This is a genomic window from Streptomyces scopuliridis RB72, from assembly GCF_000718095.1.
In the GTDB taxonomy this organism is placed as follows: Bacteria; Actinomycetota; Actinomycetes; order Streptomycetales; family Streptomycetaceae; genus Streptomyces; species Streptomyces scopuliridis.
Map to the genome: position 1 here is coordinate 59,744 of NZ_JOEI01000006.1, position 16,537 is coordinate 76,280.

Genomic DNA, 16,537 nt, shown 5'->3' on the forward strand with positions numbered 1-16,537 from the left:
CATGACCGTGCCCCCCATCACCCTGCCCGCGAGCGGGCGGCCCGACCCCGCCGCCGCCCCCACCCCGGGCGCCACCGCCGACGGCATCCTGCGGCGTCAGCGCGCCAGGGAGTCCTCGGCACGCACGTACGCCCGTTCGTTCCCGATCGTCCCGGCCCGCGCCAAGGGCATGACGATCGAGGGGACGGACGGCCGCCGCTATCTCGACTGCCTCTCCGGCGCCGGGACCCTCGCGCTCGGCCACAACCACCCTGTCGTGCTGGAGGCCATCCAGCGCACGGTGGAGAGCGGGGCGCCCCTGCACGTCCTCGATCTGGCGACCCCGGAGAAGGACGACTTCACCGACGCGCTCTTCGCCACCCTGCCGAAAGCCTTCGCGGACCGCGCCAGGATCCACTTCTGCGGACCGGCCGGTACGGACGCCGTCGAGGCGGCGCTGAAGCTGATGCAGACCGCGACCGGCCGACGCGGGGTGCTCGCGTTCACCGGCGCGTACCACGGCATGACGGCGGGCGCGCTGTCGGCGACCGGCAGCGTCGCGATCAGGGAGCGGGTCGCGGGCGGCGCGGCCGAGGTGACCCGGCTGCCGTATCCGTACCCGTACCGCTGCCCGTTCGGGGTCGGCGGCGAGCGCGGCGCCGAACTTGCCGCCACGTATACGGAACGGCTGCTGGACGATCCGTCGGGCGGTGTCGTACCGCCCGCCGCGATGATCCTCGAAGCGGTGCAGGGCGAGGGCGGCGCGGTGCCGGCGCCGGACGGCTGGCTGCGGGAGATGCGGCGGATCACCGGCGAGCGGCGGATCCCGCTGATCGTGGACGAGGTACAGACGGGCGTCGGGCGTACGGGCGCGTTCTGGGCGGTCGAGCACAGCGGGATCGTCCCGGACGCGATGGTCATGTCGAAGGCGATCGGCGGGAGTCTGCCGCTGGCCGTGATCGTGTACGACCAGGACTACGACGGCTGGCTGCCCGGCGCGCACACCGGCACGTTCCGGGGCAACACCCTGGCGATGGCCACGGGCGCGGCGACACTGCGGTACGTGGCCGCCGAGGGGCTGGCCGAGCGCGCGGCGGTCGTCGGCGCCCGGATGAGCGCGCGGCTGGAGGGGCTGCGCTCCGAACTGCCGGTGATCGGTGACGTCCGGGGCCGCGGCCTGATGATCGGGGTCGAGATCGTGGACCCCGAGGGGGAGTTGGACTCGTGCGGCGCCCATCCGGTCGCCCCGGAGGCGGCGGAGCGGGTGCGGTCGGCCTGCCTGGAGCGCGGGCTGATCGTGGAACTGGGCGGGCGCTTCGGCTCGACCGTCCGGCTTCTCCCGCCGCTCGTCATCACGGACGAGCAGGCGGAAGCGGTCCTGGAGCGGCTGGCGGACGCGATCGCCGAGGTGTCGGGGCAGCGGGGACGGCGCTCATGAGGACCGGAACCGGGACGGAAACCGGGACGGAGACGGGGACGATGGGCGCGGCGGCGGGTGTTGCGGTGGACGCGGACGTCGCGGGTGTCGCGCCGGAGACCGGGGTGGACGCGGGCCTCGCGAGTGCCGCGCCGGAGGCCGGGCCGGGCACGGACATCGCAAGTGCCGCGCCGGAGGCGCCGGTGGACGCGGACATCGCGAATGCCACGCCGGGCGCAGACGCGCGCCTCGGGGCTCAGGCGGCGCCGGAGCCGGCTTCCGTGACGGAGACGGACAGCGAACGTGTCACCGCGCTGTCCGGCGGGACCCGCGGCTCCGGCGCGCTGGCGCCGCTCGTGGACACGGTGATGGACGCCCTCGCCCGGGGCGCCCGGCGGCGCGGCGGGCCTATCGCGCCCGGTCGGCCCGGGGACGTCGCGGCCACCGTCGGCGAGGTGTTCGGCGGTCCGGGCGCCGTCACCGGCGCCGAGGCGCTCGACCGGCTCACCGAACTCCTCGCGCACGGCAGCGCCGACCCGGCGGACGCCTCCTGCGCCGCCCATCTGCACTGCCCGCCCCTCGCCATCGCCGTCGCCGCCGACCTGGCGGTCTCGGCCCTCAACCCGTCCCAGGACTCCTGGGACCAGGCGCCCGCCGCCACCGCTCTGGAAACCCTGCTGCTCCAGGAACTGGCAGCCCTGGTCGGGTACGAGCCCGAGCAGGCCGCCGGGGTGCTCACCTCCGGCGGTACGGAGTCCAACCTCATGGGCCTGATGCTGGCCAGGGACCGGGTCCTCGGCGCGGCGTCCGGCCGGCAGATCGAGCTGACGGGGGTGCCCGGCGCCGGAACGGAGGGCGCGCCCCGTCCCCGTATCCTCGCCTCCGCCGCCGCGCACTTCTCCGTACAGCGCGCCGCCGCCCTGCTCGGGCTCGGTGAGGACGCGGTGCTGCCCGTCCCGGTCGACCGTCAACTCCGCATGGATCCAGAGGCGTTGGCGGCCGTACTGGACGGCTGCGCCGAGCGCGGGGAGCTGCCGGTCGCGGTCGTCGCCACCGCCGGTACCACCGACACCGGCGCCATCGACCCGCTGCGCGCCTGCGCGGCGCTCGCCGCCGAGCACGGTGCCTGGCTGCATGTGGACGCCGCGTACGGGGGCGGCGCCCTGCTCTCCGACCGGCTCGCGCCGCTCCTGGACGGTCTCGGTCTCGCCGACTCCGTCTCGCTCGACTGGCACAAGCTGGGCTGGCAGCCTGCCGCGGCGGGTGTCTTCCTGGTGCGGCGGTCGGAGACGTACGCCTCGCTCGCGCGCCGGGCCGTCTATCTCAACCCGGCCGACGACGAGGAAGCCGGTTACCCGAGCCTGCTCGGGCTCTCGCTGCGTACGACACGCCGCGCCGACGCCTTCAAGATCGCGGTCACCCTGCGGACGCTGGGCCGGGAGGGGCTGGGGCGGCTCGTGGACGCCTGCCGCGATCTGGCCGTTTCGGGAGCGCGGGCGGTCGCGGAGCATCCACGGCTGGAGCTGCACTCCGAACCGGTGCTGACGGCCTTCCTGTTCCGCTATCTGCCGGAGCGTCCGGCGGATACGGCAGCCGGTCCGGCCGAATACGGGGCCCGCTGCGACGCGGTCAACGCCGCCCTGCGGCGCCGGCTTCTGCGCGAGGGCAGCGCCGTCGTCGGCCGCACCGAACTCCCCGGCGAGGGGCCGGGGCGCGTACGGCTCAAGCTCACGCTGCTGAACCCGCACACCACCGCCGCCGAGGTGGAGCGGCTGCTGCACGCCGTCGTGGCGGCGGGGCGCGCGGAGGAGGAGGCGCGGTGACCGTACGGACAGCGGCCGGATCCCACACCCCCGACGACCCACGCGCCCCTCATATCCCGTACGACCCGCTGGACCACCCCGACCCGCTCCGGGCCGGGGACTCGGCCGCCACCGAGACGCTCCTGCGCGCGTACGTACGGGAGACCGGCACCGACGTGCCCGCCACCGGGCAGGTGCTCCAGCTGCCCCTCCCCGCCAGTCGGCTGACCCTGCGCGTCCCGGTGCTGTACCGGTCGGCCACCGGCTGGCACCGCTTCGGCGAGGCCCGCGTCGTCACCGCCGCCCCTGTCGCCCCCTCCGAAGCGAGCGCCCCGTCCCGAGAAGGCGTCCCGTCCCGAGAAGGCATCCCGTCCGAAGAGGGCGGCACGCTTCCGGCCGACACCGCGCTCGTGGCCGCCGCGCTGATCCGCGAGTCCACTCTCGGCCGTGCCGCACCGCCCCATCTCGGCGGGGACGCCGTGGGCCGCGTCCTCAACTCCGCCGCCCGTACCGCCGTGCATATCGCGCGGCGGCGCGCGGAGGGGAACCCGGCGGGCGAGCAGGACCACGGTCTGACGCCCTTCCTCGGCGCCGAGCAGGCGCTGCTCCTCGGCCATCCCTTCCATCCGGCGCCCAAGAGCCGCGAGGAGGCGTCCGATCGCGAACTGGACGCCTACTCGCCCGAGTTGCGCGGGTATTTCCCGCTGCACTGGTTCGCCGCGCACCCGGAGATCGTCGTCGGGGAGAGCGCCGACGGCCGCTCCCCCGCCGAGCTGCTGCGGCCGCTCGCCTCGGGCGCCGGGCTCGAACTGCCGCCCGGGATGGTCCCCGTACCCGCGCACCCCTGGCAGGCGCGCGAGGTGCTCGGCCGCCCCGAGGTGGCGGCGCTGCTGGACGCGGGGCTGCTGCGGCCTCTCGGGCCCGGCGGGCCCGCCTGGTACCCGACGTCCTCCGTACGGACCGTGCACCGGCCGGGCGCCGACGTCATGCTGAAACTGTCCCTCGGTATGCGGATCACCAACTCCCGCCGCAACAACCTCCGTTCGGAGATGCGTCTCGGCGTACGCGCCGCCCGGCTGCTGGCGGCCGGACCGGCGCGGCGGCTGCGCGCCGAGCATCCCGGGTTCGGCATCCTGCGGGACTTCGCGTGGGTGTCGGCCGGTACGGGGGAGACGGAGACCGGTCTGGAGACGGCCGTCCGCGACAACCCGTTCAACGGCAAGGGGCCCGGCGGGCTGTGTGTGGCCGGTCTGGTCGCCGAGCGGACCGGCCCCGGCGACGGCTCCCCGCCCCGCCATCGCGCGCTGCTCTGCGAGGCCGTCGCCCGCGCCGCCCGCGCGCAGGGTGTCTCCACGGCCGAGGCGTCCGCGCGCTGGTTCGCCGCGTATCTCGACGTGCTCGCCGTACCGCTGATCCGGCTCCAGGCGTGGTACGGCATCGCGCTGGAGCCGCACCACCAGAACACCCTGGTCGCGCTGGACGCGCACGGGATGCCCCGGGCCGGCTGGTACCGCGACAGCCAGGGCTACTACGTCGCCGCCTCCCGCGCCGCGGAGGTGGAGCGGCTGCTGCCCGGAGCGGCCGACGGGCTGGATCTGGTCTTCGACGACGCGTTCGTGGACGAGCGGGTCGCGTACTACCTGGGGATCAACAACCTGCTCGGTCTGGTGGGCGCGTTCGGCGCGCTCGGCCTGGCCGGCGAAGAAGAGCTGCTGCGCGTCCTGCGCGCCCGGCTGGAGCTGCTGCGTACCACCGAGCCCGGTGCGAAGGGGCTGCTCGACCTGCTGCTCGACGCGCCCGTGCTGCGCTGCAAGGGCAACTATCTGACCTGCGTGGACGGGCTCGACGAACTCGTCGGCGACGTCCACACCCAGTCCGTCTACATCGACCTTCCCAATCCCCTCGCGGAGGCCCAGCGGTGACGACCGAACACACGCACACGCATGCGCGTGAGCACGAGCACGAGTACGGCTCCGGGCACGAGACCTACGATCTGGTCGGCGTCGGCATCGGGCCGTTCAATCTCTCGCTGGCCGCTCTCTCCGACGGCGCTCCGGGGCTCCGTACGCTCTTCCTCGACGCCAAGCCCGCCTTCTCCTGGCACCCGGGGCTGCTGATGGAAGGAACGGTTCTCCAGGTACCGTTCCTCGCCGACCTGGTGACCATGGCGGATCCGACCAGCCCCTGGTCGTACCTCAACTATCTGCGGGAACACGACCGGATGTTCCCGTTCTTCTTCTCCGAGCGCTTCCACATACCCCGCCGCGAATACGACCACTACTGCCGCTGGGTCGCCGAACACCTGCCGTCCTGCCGCTTCGACGCGCGCGTCACGGAGGTGGAGTGGGACGAACGCGACGAGGTGTTCGCCGTCACCCACCGCTCGGCCGGCGGCACGGTCTCGCACGTACGGACCCGGCAGCTCGTGCTGGGCGTCGGTACGGACCCGGTCGTCCCCGAGCCACTGCGCCCGCTGCTCACCCCCGCGCACGCGGGGCGCGTACTGCACAGCGCCGACTACCGCACCCACCGGGCACGGCTGGCCGGCCTCGACGATGTCACGGTCCTCGGAGCGGGCCAGTCCGGCGCCGAGGTCGCCCTCGATCTCCTGCGCCACCAGGACGGTTCCGGCGCGGGCGGCCCGTACGTCCGCTGGCTCGCCCGTACCCCCGCCTTCGCGCCGATGGAGTACTCCAAGATCGGTCTTGAGCACTTCACGCCCGACTACATCCGGTACTTCCGCGCCCTGCCCGAGGAGCGGCGCGAGCGGCTCGTGCGCGAGCAGTGGCAGCTGTACAAGGGCGTCAGCGAGGAGACGCTCGGCGAGATCCACGACGAGCTGTACGAGCGGACCATCGGCGGTACGGAGCCGCGCGCGGCTCTCCACCCGGGCGTGGCGCTCGTCGCGGCGGAGCCCGAGCGCGACGGTGACGGCTATCTGCTGACCTGCCGGCATACGCAGCAGGACGCGCTGTTCGAGGTGCGTACGTCGGCGATCGTGGCGGCCACCGGATACGCGGCGGCGCGTCCGGCCTTCCTGGACACCATGGCGAAGCTGGTGGACTGGGACGAGCAGGGCCGCTACCGGATCGACGGGGACTACCGGGTCGCGCTGGACGCGAGCGTGTCCGGCGCGCTGTACGTGCAGAACGCGGAACTGCACACGCATGGCGTGGGGGCTCCTGATCTCACGCTCGGCGCGTGGCGGGCGGCGACGATCCTCAACGCGGTGGCGGGGAGGAGGGTGCTGCGGGTACCGGAGCGCGCTGCCTGGACGACGTTCGGGGCGCCCGGGGCCGCTGGGGTGCCCGGGGCTGCTGAGGTGCCGGAGGCTGGGGCGGCGGTCGTGCGGCCGTGACGGTGGTGACGTCCGCGAAGTCTCCGGCGCGCGGCCGGCCGCCGCGGGCCAAGGCGGTACTGATCGCCGTGGTCGGACTGCATCTGGTGGCCGAGACGGCGCTGACGCCGTTCCTGCCCCAGCTGTTCGACCGGCTGTACGGCATCGACGACCCCGGCGCGACGGGCCTCTACCTCTGGGTCTGCCGCATCGTCGGCCTCGCCGCCCTCCCGCTGTGGGGCCTGGCCGCGCGCCGCTGGCCGCTGCACCGGCTGGTGCTGGCGGGGCTCTGCGGTTCGGCGGTGCTCGACCTGCTGCTCGGCATGGCGCCGAGCTACACCGCGTACACCGTCATCTCCACCGCCGTCGTGGCCACCAACAGCGCGCTCCTGCTGGCCTATCCGGCCTTCATCGCCGAGCACCGCGACGAACCGGGCGAGGGCGAACGGGCCCGGCTCGCCGGGGTCGTGTCGATCGTGGTCGTCTTCCATCTCTCGGTGGTGGTCTCGACGCTGGTGGGCACGGGCGTGCTGGCGCTGCCGCAGCCGCGGATCGGTATCTCGGCGTTCGCGGTGCTGGATGTGGCGCTGGCGGTGCTCGCGTACCGCGTGCTGGGGCGGCGGGAGTCACCGGATACGGACCTGGATCCCGCCGCTTCGGCCCAGAAGCAGGGAGGCACGGGTCCCACGGCCACCCGTCGTCCCCGGTTCCTGAGCCCTCGGTTCCTGAGCCCTCGGTTCCTGCTGCTCGCCCAAGTCGCCCTGATCGGGCTCGCCTTCGACTTCGCGGTGAATGTGGCGCGGCCCTTCTTCACCGAGTTCGCCGGGACGTTCGGCAGCGGCTCGGTGGGCGCGGCGGCGCTGTTCTTCCTGCCGAGCGTCGCCGCGCTGGCCGTGCTCCCGGCGGTCCGGCGCTGCCATGACGTCCTCGGTGACCGGCTGCTTCCGCTGGCCCTGCTGGCGGGCGCGGCGGGCTACGCGTGGCAGGCGTACGCCACCGGGCTGCCGGGCCTGGTCGGCGGTCGCGTCCTGTTCGGCGTGGGCCTGGGCCTCGGCCACGTCGCGGTAGAGCTAAGGGCGTTCCGCGCCACCGGCACCTCGGGCCCGGCCTTCACCGGGGTGGAGACGGCCCGTTCGGCGGGCCTGCTGGCCGCGCCGCTGGTGGCCACGGCGGCGGTCTCGCACGATCTGGCGCTCCCGCTGCTGATCGCGGCGGCGGTGCAGGTGGCGGGGACGGTGCTGGCGCTACGGGGCATGCGCGGCGCGCCCCTCACACGCCCTGCCCAGCCCCCCGGCCCCGCAGCCCCACGTACGCCCGCCGCCCCGGACCACCTACCCACCCGCACGTACTCCGAGGAGATTCCCCGATGAACCACCCCACCCGCGACGCCTGGACGCAGGCGGGCCGGCGTCTGCTGGTCAAGGCCGTCGAGGAGTTCGCGTACGAGGAACTGCTCGTCCCCGTACGCGACGACTCCACCAACGACACCACCGACGCCACGGACCCCGCCGACTCCGCCGACTCCACCGACTCCACCGACGGTTCCGCCGGCGCCTCGTCCCCGTCGGGCTCGTACCGTCTCGACTTCGGCGACGGCGTGCGCTGGACCTTCCGCGCCGCCCGTGGCACGTTCGCCACCTGGCGCGTCGAGCCCGGCAGCCTCCGCCGTCACCCCGACACCCCGGCGGGCGAAGAGGCCGGCCCCGAGCGGCTGTTGCTGGACGCCCGTACCACCCTCGGCTGGGACGGTGCCACCACCGCCGAGGTGCTGCGTGAGCTGACCGCCACCCGTCGCGCCGACGCGGAGGCGATCGGCCGCGCCCTCCCCGCCGCCGACCTCGCCGACCTCGGGCATCTCGATCTGGAGGCGTACCAGGACGGCCATCCCTGCATGCTCCTCAACAAGGGCCGGCTCGGGTTCTCCGCGTCGGACGCCGCCGCGTACGCGCCCGAGGCGGCCCGTGCCGTCCGGCTGAACTGGATCGCCGTGCACAGCGATCTCGCCACGTACGCGGGCGTGCCCGGACTCGGCGCCGACCAACTGCTCGCGGAGGAGCTGGACGGACCTACGCGGGAACGTTTCGCCACGAGCCTGTCCGAGGCATGCGCCACAAGCGGGCTCGCCGCCGGCGCGTTCGTCTGGCTGCCCGTCCACCCCTTCCACTGGGACGAGGCCGTCGCCACCCTCTTCGCGCCGTATCTCGCCGACGGACGGATCGTGCCGCTCGGCCAGAGCGCCGACCGCTACCGCCCGCTCCAGTCGATCCGTACCCTCGCCAATCTCGACCACCCGGAACGGCGCAATGTGAAGGTGCCGCTCCTGATCCGCAACACCCTGGTGTGGCGCGGGCTCTCCACCGAGCCGACCGAGGCCGCTCCGGATGTGAGCGCGTGGCTGAAGGCGGTGCGCGAGGGCGATCCGTATCTCCGGGACGAGCTGCGCTTCCACCCGCTGGGCGAGGTCGCGGCCGTGGCGGTCGGGCATCCGCTGTACGAGTCGGTGCAGGACGCCCCGTACCGCTATCACGAGCTGCTCGGGGCGGTCTGGCGCGAGCCCGTCGCCGCGCTGCTCCGGGAGGGCGAGCGCGCCCGCACGATGGCGTCCTTGCTCAAGACCGGCTCCGACGGGCGCTCGCTCACCGCCGAACTGGTGGCGCGCTCCGGGTTGTCGGGCGTCCGCTGGCTGGAACGGTTCTTCGCCGCCCTGCTGCCGGGGCTGCTGCACTACCTCTACCGGTACGGGGTCGCCTTCTGCCCGCACGGTGAGAACACCGTCGTCCTCTTCGACGGCGACGACATCCCGGCCGGCATCGCCGTCAAGGACTTCGCGGAGGACGTGAATCTCCTCCCGGGCGCCCACCCCGAGTACAAGGGGCTGACGGAGCGCGCGGACCGCGTGCTGCTGCGCTGGCCGGCCCATGAGCTGGCGCACTCGCTCCTCAGCGCGGTCTTCGCCGGGCACTTCCGGTTCTTCGCACCGCTGGCCGCCGAGCACCTGGGCGTGCCGGAGGAGGAGTTCTGGGCGCTGGTACGGGCGGAGATCGAGCGCTACCACGCGCGCTTCCCCGAACTGGCCGACCGGTTCGAGTCGTTCGGGCTCTTCGCCCCGTCCTTCGACCGGGTCGCCCTCAACCGGGAGCAGCTGCTCGGCGGCGGCTTCCATGACCGGGCAGAGCGCGACGAGGGCTTCGACGTCGTGCACGGGACGGTAACCAACCCCCTCTTCATCGGTGCGGAGGAGAAGGAATGACGGCGTACGAGCGGCTACGGGCCGATGTGGCCGCGGGCACGGTCGAGGAGGTGATCGTCGCCGTACCCGACCTTCAGGGCCGGCTCCAGGGCAGCCGCCTCTCGGCGCCGTACTTCCTCGAAGAGGCCGCCCGCCACGGCTTCGGCGCGTGCGTCTATCTGCTCGCGTCCGACGTGGAGATGGGCACCGGCCCCGGCTACGCGATCGACGCCTGGCAGAGCGGCTTCGGTGACTTCGTGCTGCGCCCCGACCCGGCCACGCTGCGTACCCGGCTCCCGTGGGACGACGGTACGGCCCTGATCCTCGCCGACGCCGTCTGGCCGGGCCCCGGCGGAGCCCCGGTCGAGGTCGCGCCCCGCCAGGTGCTGCGCGCGCAGCTGGACCGGCTGGCCGAGCGCGGGCTCACCGCGTTCGCCGGTACGGAGCTGGAGTTCCTGCTCTTCCTCGGCTCGTACCGCACCGCCTGGGAGTCCCGCTACACGGGCCTGGCCGCCGGCACCTCGTACAACGTCGACTACTCCCTCCAGGGCCTGTCCGAGATCGAGCCGGTGGTGCGCCGGATCAGACGCGAGATGGGACGGGCCGGGCTGGCGATGGAGACGGCGCGTGGGGAGTGCCACGCGGGTCAGTACGAGATCGTCTTCCGGTACGCCGAGGCGATGACGACCTGCGACAACCACGTCTTCTTCAAGAACGGCGCCAAGCAGATCGCGGCCCAGGAGGGCGTGGCGCTGACGTTCATGCCGAAGTTCGACGAGGGCGAGGGCAACTCCTGCCACATCCATCTCTCGCTGCGGGCCACGGACGGTACGCCGGTCCTGGCGGACGCGGGCGCCGATGACGGGATGTCGGAGCTGATGCGGCACTTCGTGGCGGGCCAGCTCGCCTGTCTGCCGGACTTCGCGCTGCTGATGGCGCCGAACATCAACTCGTACAAGCGCCTCCAGCCGGGCGCCTTCGCCCCGACGGGCATCACTTGGGGCCGCGACAACCGCACCTGTCCGGTACGGGTGGTGGGGGCCGGCTCCTCGCTGCGGATCGAGCACCGCGTCCCGGGCGGCGACGCGAACCCGTATCTGGCGGTGGCGGCGGCGGTCGCGGCCGGCCTGTACGGCATCGAGAACCGACTCCCCCTCCCGCCCCCGCACACGGCCAACGCCCTGGCCGACGCCTCCGTACCGCGCCTCCCGGCGACGCTGACCGAGGCGCTGCACCGCTGGGAGCGCAGCGAGATCGCGGCGAAGGTGTTCGGCGAGCGGGTCGTGACGCATTACGCGCAGGCGGCGCGGACGGAACTGGGAGCGTTCGAGACGACGGTGACGGACTGGGAGCGGATGAGGGGATTCGAGCGGCTCTGACCGGTGCGATCGGTGCGCCCGCACAGAGAGGCCCCGCACGCGACCTCGGACGAGTCGCTGTGCGGGGCCTTCCGCGTGTCAGGGCTCAGCGCGCGGCGGCGTAGCTCTTTTCCATCGCGTCCAGTACCTGGCCCGCGCCGGTGTAGCCGATGCCGAGCATCCACAGGTTGTCGTCGACCTTGAAGGCCATGCCCTTCTTCACCGCGTCCAGGTTCTTCCACAGCGGGCCGCCGACGGTGTCGGTCTCCTTGGCCTTCTTCGCGTCGCCGTAGGTGGAGTAGAAGATGACGTCGGCGTTGGCCTTGTCGATCTGCTCGGGGCTGACGTCGACCGAGAAGCCGGTGGTGTCCTGGTTGGCGGGGCGGCCGACCTGGAGGTCCTTGAAGAGGGAACCGACGAAGGTGTCGTTCAGGTAGAGCCGGGTGTCCGCGCCCTCCACGAAGCGTACGAAGCCGACCTTGGTCTGCTTCGCCTTCGCGGCCCCGCCCAGCGCGTCGGTCAGCCGCTTGACGTGCGCGTCGAAGTCGGAGACGACCTTCTTCGCCTCGTTCTTCCTGCCGAGGGCGTCCGCGTGCAGGTCGAAGTTCTTGCGCCAGGTCGGCCCGGTGGTGTCGGAGAAGACGGTCGGGGCGATCGCCGAGAGGGACTTGTAGTTCTTCTCGTCGCGGACCTTGCTGCTCAGGATCAGGTCCGGCTTGAGCGCGGCGATGGCTTCGAGGTTCGGCTCGGCGATCAGGCCGACGGGCTGGATGGCCTTGAGCTTGTCCTCGGGGAGGTACGTGGAGAAGGGCGCCTTGTCGACGACGGTGGTGGCGCCGACCGGTGTGACGCCGAGGGTGACGGCCGAGTCGAGCGCGTCCGTGTCCAGCACGACGACCCGCTTCGGCGCGTCGCCGACCTTCACCTCGCCCATGACCGTCTTGACGGTGTGCGTACCGGCACCGCCGTCGGCGGCCTTGCCGCCCTTGTCCGCGGCCTTGTCGTCGCTGCCGCACCCGGCGAGCGTGACGGCGAGCGCGGTGGCGGCGGCGGCCACGGTGATATGGCGGCGGGTGAAGGTTCTGGACACGGTGGGAAGGCCTCCCTGACGACAGGCCGGACTCTTCCGGACCTAAGTAAGGCAAACCTAACCTTTGCTCCGTCCCGGCAACAAGTCACGGTCGGATCAAGGTGCGACGTGTCACGAAAAGAGCGACGGTTGGAAGGGGTGAAAGCGACCGTTGGAGCGGCACGCGAGTTCGAACGGAGGACGCGATGAGCGGCAGCGGCACGGGCACTGGCTCGACCCATGACTACGACGTGATCGTCCTCGGCGGCGGAGCCCCGGGCGAGCACGCCGCCGGTGCGCTCGCCGAGGGGGGCCTGCGCGTCGCTGTCGTGGAGCGCGACCTGGCCGGCGGGGAGTGCACGTACTGGGCGTGCATTCCGTCGAAATCGCTGCTGCGCCCCGGCGAGGCGGTGCAGGGCGCGCGTGACGCGGCGGGGACCGCCGAGGTGGACGTCAAGGCGGCTCTGGCCTGGCGTGACTACATGGTCTCCGACTACTCCGACGCCGGAGCCGCGCGATGGCTGGCGGACAACGGCATCGATCTGATCCGCGGCCGCGGCCGACTGGCGGGCACCGGGGTGGTGGAGGTCGACGGGGTGCGGTTCACCGCCGAGCATGTCGTACTGGCGAATGGCGCCGATCCCGTCGTACCGCCGCTTCCCGGCCTGCGGGAACTCGACGGCGTCTGGGGCACGCGCGAGGCGACCGGTATGAAGGCGGTGCCCGCGCGGCTGATCGTGCTCGGCGGCGGGCCGGCCGGGGTCGAGCTGGCGCAGGTCGTACATCGCTTCGGCGGCGAGGTCGTCCTCGTCGAAGCCGCCGAGCACCTGCTCGCACGCGAACCCGCGCCGCTGGGCGAGGCGCTCGGCAAGGCCCTGCGCCGCGAGGGAATCGAGCTCGTCCTCGGCATGCACGCGACCGAGGCGCGCCGTGACGGCGAGGACTACGTCCTGGGGCTGGAGGACGGACGCGAGCTGCGTGGCGACCGTCTGCTCGTCGCGACCGGCCGCCGCCCGCGCGTCGAGGGGATCGGGCTGGAGACCGTCGGCGTCACGGCGGACGGCCGGGGAATCCCGGTCGACGCGCGTCTGCGGGCGGGCGAGCGGTTGTGGGCACTCGGCGATGTCACGGGTATCTGGCCACTGACTCACGTCGGCGAGTACCAGGGCGAGATCGTCGCCGCGAACATCCTCGGCGAGCCCCGCGAGGCCCATTACGAGGCGGTCCCGCGCGTCACGTACACCGATCCGCAGGCGGCGTCGGTGGGCGAGGCCGAGGCCCGGTTCAGCGCCACCGCACCGCTGCCGGAGGTCGCGAAGACGGCTACGTACACGCACGCCTACGCCGAGTCGAACGGCTTTCTGACGCTTCTGAGCGACGGTGACGTGCTGACCGGCGCCTACGCGCTCGGTCCCGAGGCCGGCGAGTGGATGCAGCAGGCCACCCTGGCGATCCGGGCCCGCGTCCCGCTCGGTGTGCTGCGCGACACGATCCAGCCGTTCCCCAGCTTCTCGGAGATACACGCCGCCGCGCTGAAGGCGCTCAGCCGCGAGATCAAGGGGGCGAGGGAGCCGGCCGAGACGTGATCGCGGCGAACACGCCGGATGAGCAATTCGAAGGAAAGGTTCGGGAGTTCGGAGGAAGAATCATGAGCACCGCGGCATCTGTCTCGCTCAGCCACCGCGACCCGACCCTGCTCGGGCAGACCGTCGTCGTCATCGGCGGGAGCGCCGGCATCGGGCTCGCGACAGCCAGACACGCACGCGCCGAGGGTGCCGACGTGATTCTGACCGGCCGGGACCCCGACCGGCTACGGAGCGCGGCGACGGATGTCGGCGCACTCAGCACCGCCGCCTTCGACGCGAACGACCCGGCGCAGCTTAAGCGGTTCTTCCAGGAGCTCCCGGAACAGATCGACCACGTCATGATCACGGCCGGACACCCGTCCTACGGGCGGCTCCTCGACATGGACGCGGATGAGGCACGCCGGGCGATGAGCGAGCACATGCTGCTGCCGCTCGAAGTCGCGCGCCACGCCGTCGGCAGGGTGCGACCCGGTGGCACGCTGCTGCACATGGGCGGCACCGGCGGCCGGCGGATCAGCCCCGGCTACGGGATCGCGTCGGCGGTGACCGCCGCGTTGCCCGTGCTCACGGCCGGCCTCGCGCTGGAGCTCGCGCCCATCCGCGTCAACCTCATCGCGGCCGGCTTCGTCGACACACCGTTGTCGGCGGGGCTCCTCGGCGAGGGACTCGACGCCCGTCGCGAGGAGTTGCGCGCCACCCTCCCGATCGGCCGCGTGGTCGGACCGGCCGACGTCGCGGCGCTCGCCGTCCACATCATGACCAATACGGCACTTACGGGTGCGACGTACGACATCGATGGTGGGCAGCAGTTCGTTGGCTGAGACTGGCAGAAGCCGCCGCCTGTCTGTCGACGCCAGTGAAGTGGAGCCGCCGTGACCACACCCCGGGACTTGATGATCACCGCTATGGACGTGGCACCCAGTCCACCTGTGGCGGGTGAGCTGTCGCTCGCGCTGGCCGGAGCCGAGTTGATCGACCTCCTGACCGCCGAGGCCATCAGGCTGGAGGACGACCGGATCGTGCCCGCCCACCGGCCGGCCCTGGCTGATCGCCTGCTGGACCAGGCCGCGACGTCGCTCACCCGGGAACCCCCGTACGAGACGGTCGCCGACTGGCTGTGGCGCAGAGGCCGCGGCCTGGCCCCGGCCTATCTGACGGCCCTTGAGGCGGATGGACAACTCACGCGACAGCGTCGCCGCCGGCTGCCGTTCCGGACCGGCCGGACGGTGCCGGCCGATACGCCCGACCGCCGCCGGGCGGCGGACCGCTGGGCATCGCACGAGCCCGTCCTCACCGCGCTCGCGACGGCCGTCGGAATCCCCATCCGCGACAAGGGAGACAGGGAAACGGAAGAGGCTCCGGGCACTACCGACGACGCGACCGAGACCGTCATCGTCGCGGTCAACGAGGCGTTGATCGAACTGGAGGCCGTACGGCAGCGGCGATCCATCGAGCAGGCGGCCTTCGACAACATCTGGCGAGGCAACTGACGAATCGACGGGCAGGCGTGTTTCCTGAGCGCGCCTGCCCCGTAGCCTTGTGGGGTGGACTCCGGAATACCACCGCTCGGCGGCTCAAAGACTTCCGTGCCTCGTCGGGCGCGGTGGCGGCGGGTGTGGGGGATCGGTTCGCTGCTCGGCGCCCTGGTTCTGTTGCTCGCGGTGGCCGGTTTCGCGGCGTCGGTACCCGAGGCTGTCGGTACGGTCCGGGCTTTCCGCTCGGCCCACACGTGCACGGACGGGGGTTCACGGACCGACTGTTTCCACGCGAAGAGCGCCACCGTCCGGAGCACGGAGCGGACGGGCGGCAAGAACCCGAAATACGAGGTGCGACTCGACGGTCCGGCGGGGGTCCCCGACGACGTGGACCTGGGGGCGGACGAGCCGCTCTTCAAGCGGCTGAAGCCGGGTGACGAGGTCACCGTCACCATGTGGCGCGACTACGCCACCGCTCTCAGCCGCGACGGCGTCACCCAGCAGTCCGGGGACAGCCCGGAGAGCGAGCCCGAGTGGCAGGCGGGACTGGCCGCGGTCTCCTTGACCCTCGCCTGCTACCTCCTCTACCTGGGAGTCGTACTGCTCGCCCGCGCCCGCAAGGTGGCCGAGCACGGACCGCCCTACGGCTTCTGGTTCTTCGGCATGTGCACGTTGTGGGCGGCCGTCGCCGTGGTTCCGGCGGGCATCGCGGGAGCCTTCGCCTCGATCGGCCCGGGCCATGAGGACCGTGGATGGCTCGTCCTGGTGGCGGTCTGGGCGGCGCTGCTGCCCGGCGTGTACTTCGGGGTGCGATGGCACGGGCGCAGGCGACGGCGCACCGCGCGGGCGAAGCGCCTGTACGGCCCTCGGCCAACCTGACCCGCGCAGTCGCCGGCCAGTTGCCGTGCGACCGGACGGGGCCTGGCCGTCACGCCTCGTCGGCCCACACCGGAGTGCCGTCGTTCTGCACATGCAGTGTCGGAGAGTGCTCGCGATACCCCCACTGTGCTGCGCCATCGGGCACCACCCAGACCCTGGCCTGGAATGCCTGAGCCGGCGTCAGCGAAACAGTGCACGTGTCCAGGGAACAAGTGCCAGCGCTGCGACGGCAAGGGAAAGTGCACCACCTGTGACGGATCCGGCTACCGAGGTGTGTGGAAGTGCGACAGCTGCCGAGGCAGCGGCGACTGCAAGGCATGCGACGGCCGCGGCTGACCGCGTGAATGCCGCGGGGTGACCTGACCCCGCTCTTCGGTGAGGGCTTCTGCCACTCGGCATGAGCCCT

12 protein-coding genes are annotated in these 16,537 nt (G+C 72.7%); 11 read left to right on the forward strand and 1 reads right to left on the reverse strand.

The window, feature by feature from the left end; all coding sequences use genetic code 11:
- Position 1: 1 nt before the first annotated feature.
- From IF11_RS0108360 to IF11_RS0108390, 7 genes are read left to right on the forward strand one after another with little or no spacing between them, the layout of a single operon-like run.
- Positions 2–1,417, forward strand: a complete 1,416-nt coding sequence (locus IF11_RS0108360) for a diaminobutyrate--2-oxoglutarate transaminase (protein ID WP_078490556.1) — start codon at positions 2–4, stop codon at positions 1,415–1,417.
- Positions 1,414–3,219: a pyridoxal phosphate-dependent decarboxylase family protein gene (locus IF11_RS0108365; RefSeq protein WP_240627756.1), complete on the forward strand. Its 1,806-nt coding sequence runs from the start codon at positions 1,414–1,416 to the stop codon at positions 3,217–3,219. The genes IF11_RS0108360 and IF11_RS0108365 overlap by 4 nt, the downstream gene beginning before the upstream one ends.
- Entirely contained in the window at positions 3,216–5,120 is a 1,905-nt protein-coding gene (locus tag IF11_RS0108370; protein WP_051745701.1) for an IucA/IucC family protein, read from the forward strand. Before IF11_RS0108365 ends, IF11_RS0108370 begins: the two co-directional genes overlap by 4 nt.
- Positions 5,117–6,556, forward strand: coding sequence for a lysine N(6)-hydroxylase/L-ornithine N(5)-oxygenase family protein (locus IF11_RS0108375; protein ID WP_078490557.1), 1,440 nt, complete (start codon positions 5,117–5,119; stop codon positions 6,554–6,556). The genes IF11_RS0108370 and IF11_RS0108375 overlap by 4 nt, the downstream gene beginning before the upstream one ends.
- Complete coding sequence (locus IF11_RS36485; protein WP_037727335.1) at positions 6,553–7,905, forward strand: MFS transporter; 1,353 nt, start codon at positions 6,553–6,555, stop codon at positions 7,903–7,905. The genes IF11_RS0108375 and IF11_RS36485 overlap by 4 nt, the downstream gene beginning before the upstream one ends.
- Positions 7,902–9,785, forward strand: a complete 1,884-nt coding sequence (locus IF11_RS0108385; RefSeq protein WP_037727337.1) for an IucA/IucC family protein — start codon at positions 7,902–7,904, stop codon at positions 9,783–9,785. The genes IF11_RS36485 and IF11_RS0108385 overlap by 4 nt, the downstream gene beginning before the upstream one ends.
- A complete protein-coding gene (locus IF11_RS0108390; protein WP_030350833.1) occupies positions 9,782–11,143 on the forward strand; it encodes a glutamine synthetase family protein in 1,362 nt (453 codons plus the stop codon). Before IF11_RS0108385 ends, IF11_RS0108390 begins: the two co-directional genes overlap by 4 nt.
- 85 nt (positions 11,144–11,228) lie before the next feature.
- Here the strand turns inward: IF11_RS0108390 and IF11_RS0108395 are convergent, their stop codons facing one another.
- Positions 11,229–12,212 carry an ABC transporter substrate-binding protein gene (locus IF11_RS0108395; RefSeq protein WP_030350834.1) on the reverse strand — a complete coding sequence of 328 codons (984 nt, stop codon included), beginning with the start codon at positions 12,210–12,212 and terminating at the stop codon, positions 11,229–11,231.
- 185 nt (positions 12,213–12,397) lie between these two features.
- Here IF11_RS0108395 and IF11_RS0108400 point away from each other — a divergent pair, with 185 nt between their 5' ends.
- From IF11_RS0108400 to IF11_RS0108415, 4 genes are read left to right on the forward strand one after another with little or no spacing between them, the layout of a single operon-like run.
- Entirely contained in the window at positions 12,398–13,777 is a 1,380-nt protein-coding gene (locus IF11_RS0108400) for a dihydrolipoyl dehydrogenase family protein (protein ID WP_030350835.1), read from the forward strand.
- Positions 13,774–14,598, forward strand: a complete 825-nt coding sequence (locus IF11_RS0108405) for an SDR family oxidoreductase (protein ID WP_338119938.1) — start codon at positions 13,774–13,776, stop codon at positions 14,596–14,598. Before IF11_RS0108400 ends, IF11_RS0108405 begins: the two co-directional genes overlap by 4 nt.
- Before the next feature lie 51 nt (positions 14,599–14,649).
- Complete coding sequence (locus tag IF11_RS0108410) at positions 14,650–15,267, forward strand: GOLPH3/VPS74 family protein (protein WP_030350837.1); 618 nt, start codon at positions 14,650–14,652, stop codon at positions 15,265–15,267.
- A 54-nt stretch (positions 15,268–15,321) separates the two neighbouring features.
- Positions 15,322–16,131: a hypothetical protein gene (locus tag IF11_RS0108415; RefSeq protein WP_240627757.1), complete on the forward strand. Its 810-nt coding sequence runs from the start codon at positions 15,322–15,324 to the stop codon at positions 16,129–16,131.
- Positions 16,132–16,537 lie beyond the last annotated feature (406 nt).

What these genes read in the sequence shown, in the direction of transcription:
- IF11_RS0108360 (WP_078490556.1), top strand. Translation starts at nt 2, where the DNA reads ATGACCGTGCCCCCCATCACCCTGCCCGCGAGCGGGCGGCCCGACCCC.
- IF11_RS0108365 (WP_240627756.1), top strand. Translation starts at nt 1,414, where the DNA reads ATGAGGACCGGAACCGGGACGGAAACCGGGACGGAGACGGGGACGATG.
- IF11_RS0108385 (WP_037727337.1), top strand. Translation starts at nt 7,902, where the DNA reads ATGAACCACCCCACCCGCGACGCCTGGACGCAGGCGGGCCGGCGTCTG.
- IF11_RS0108390 (WP_030350833.1), top strand. Translation starts at nt 9,782, where the DNA reads ATGACGGCGTACGAGCGGCTACGGGCCGATGTGGCCGCGGGCACGGTC.
- IF11_RS0108400 (WP_030350835.1), top strand. Translation starts at nt 12,398, where the DNA reads ATGAGCGGCAGCGGCACGGGCACTGGCTCGACCCATGACTACGACGTG.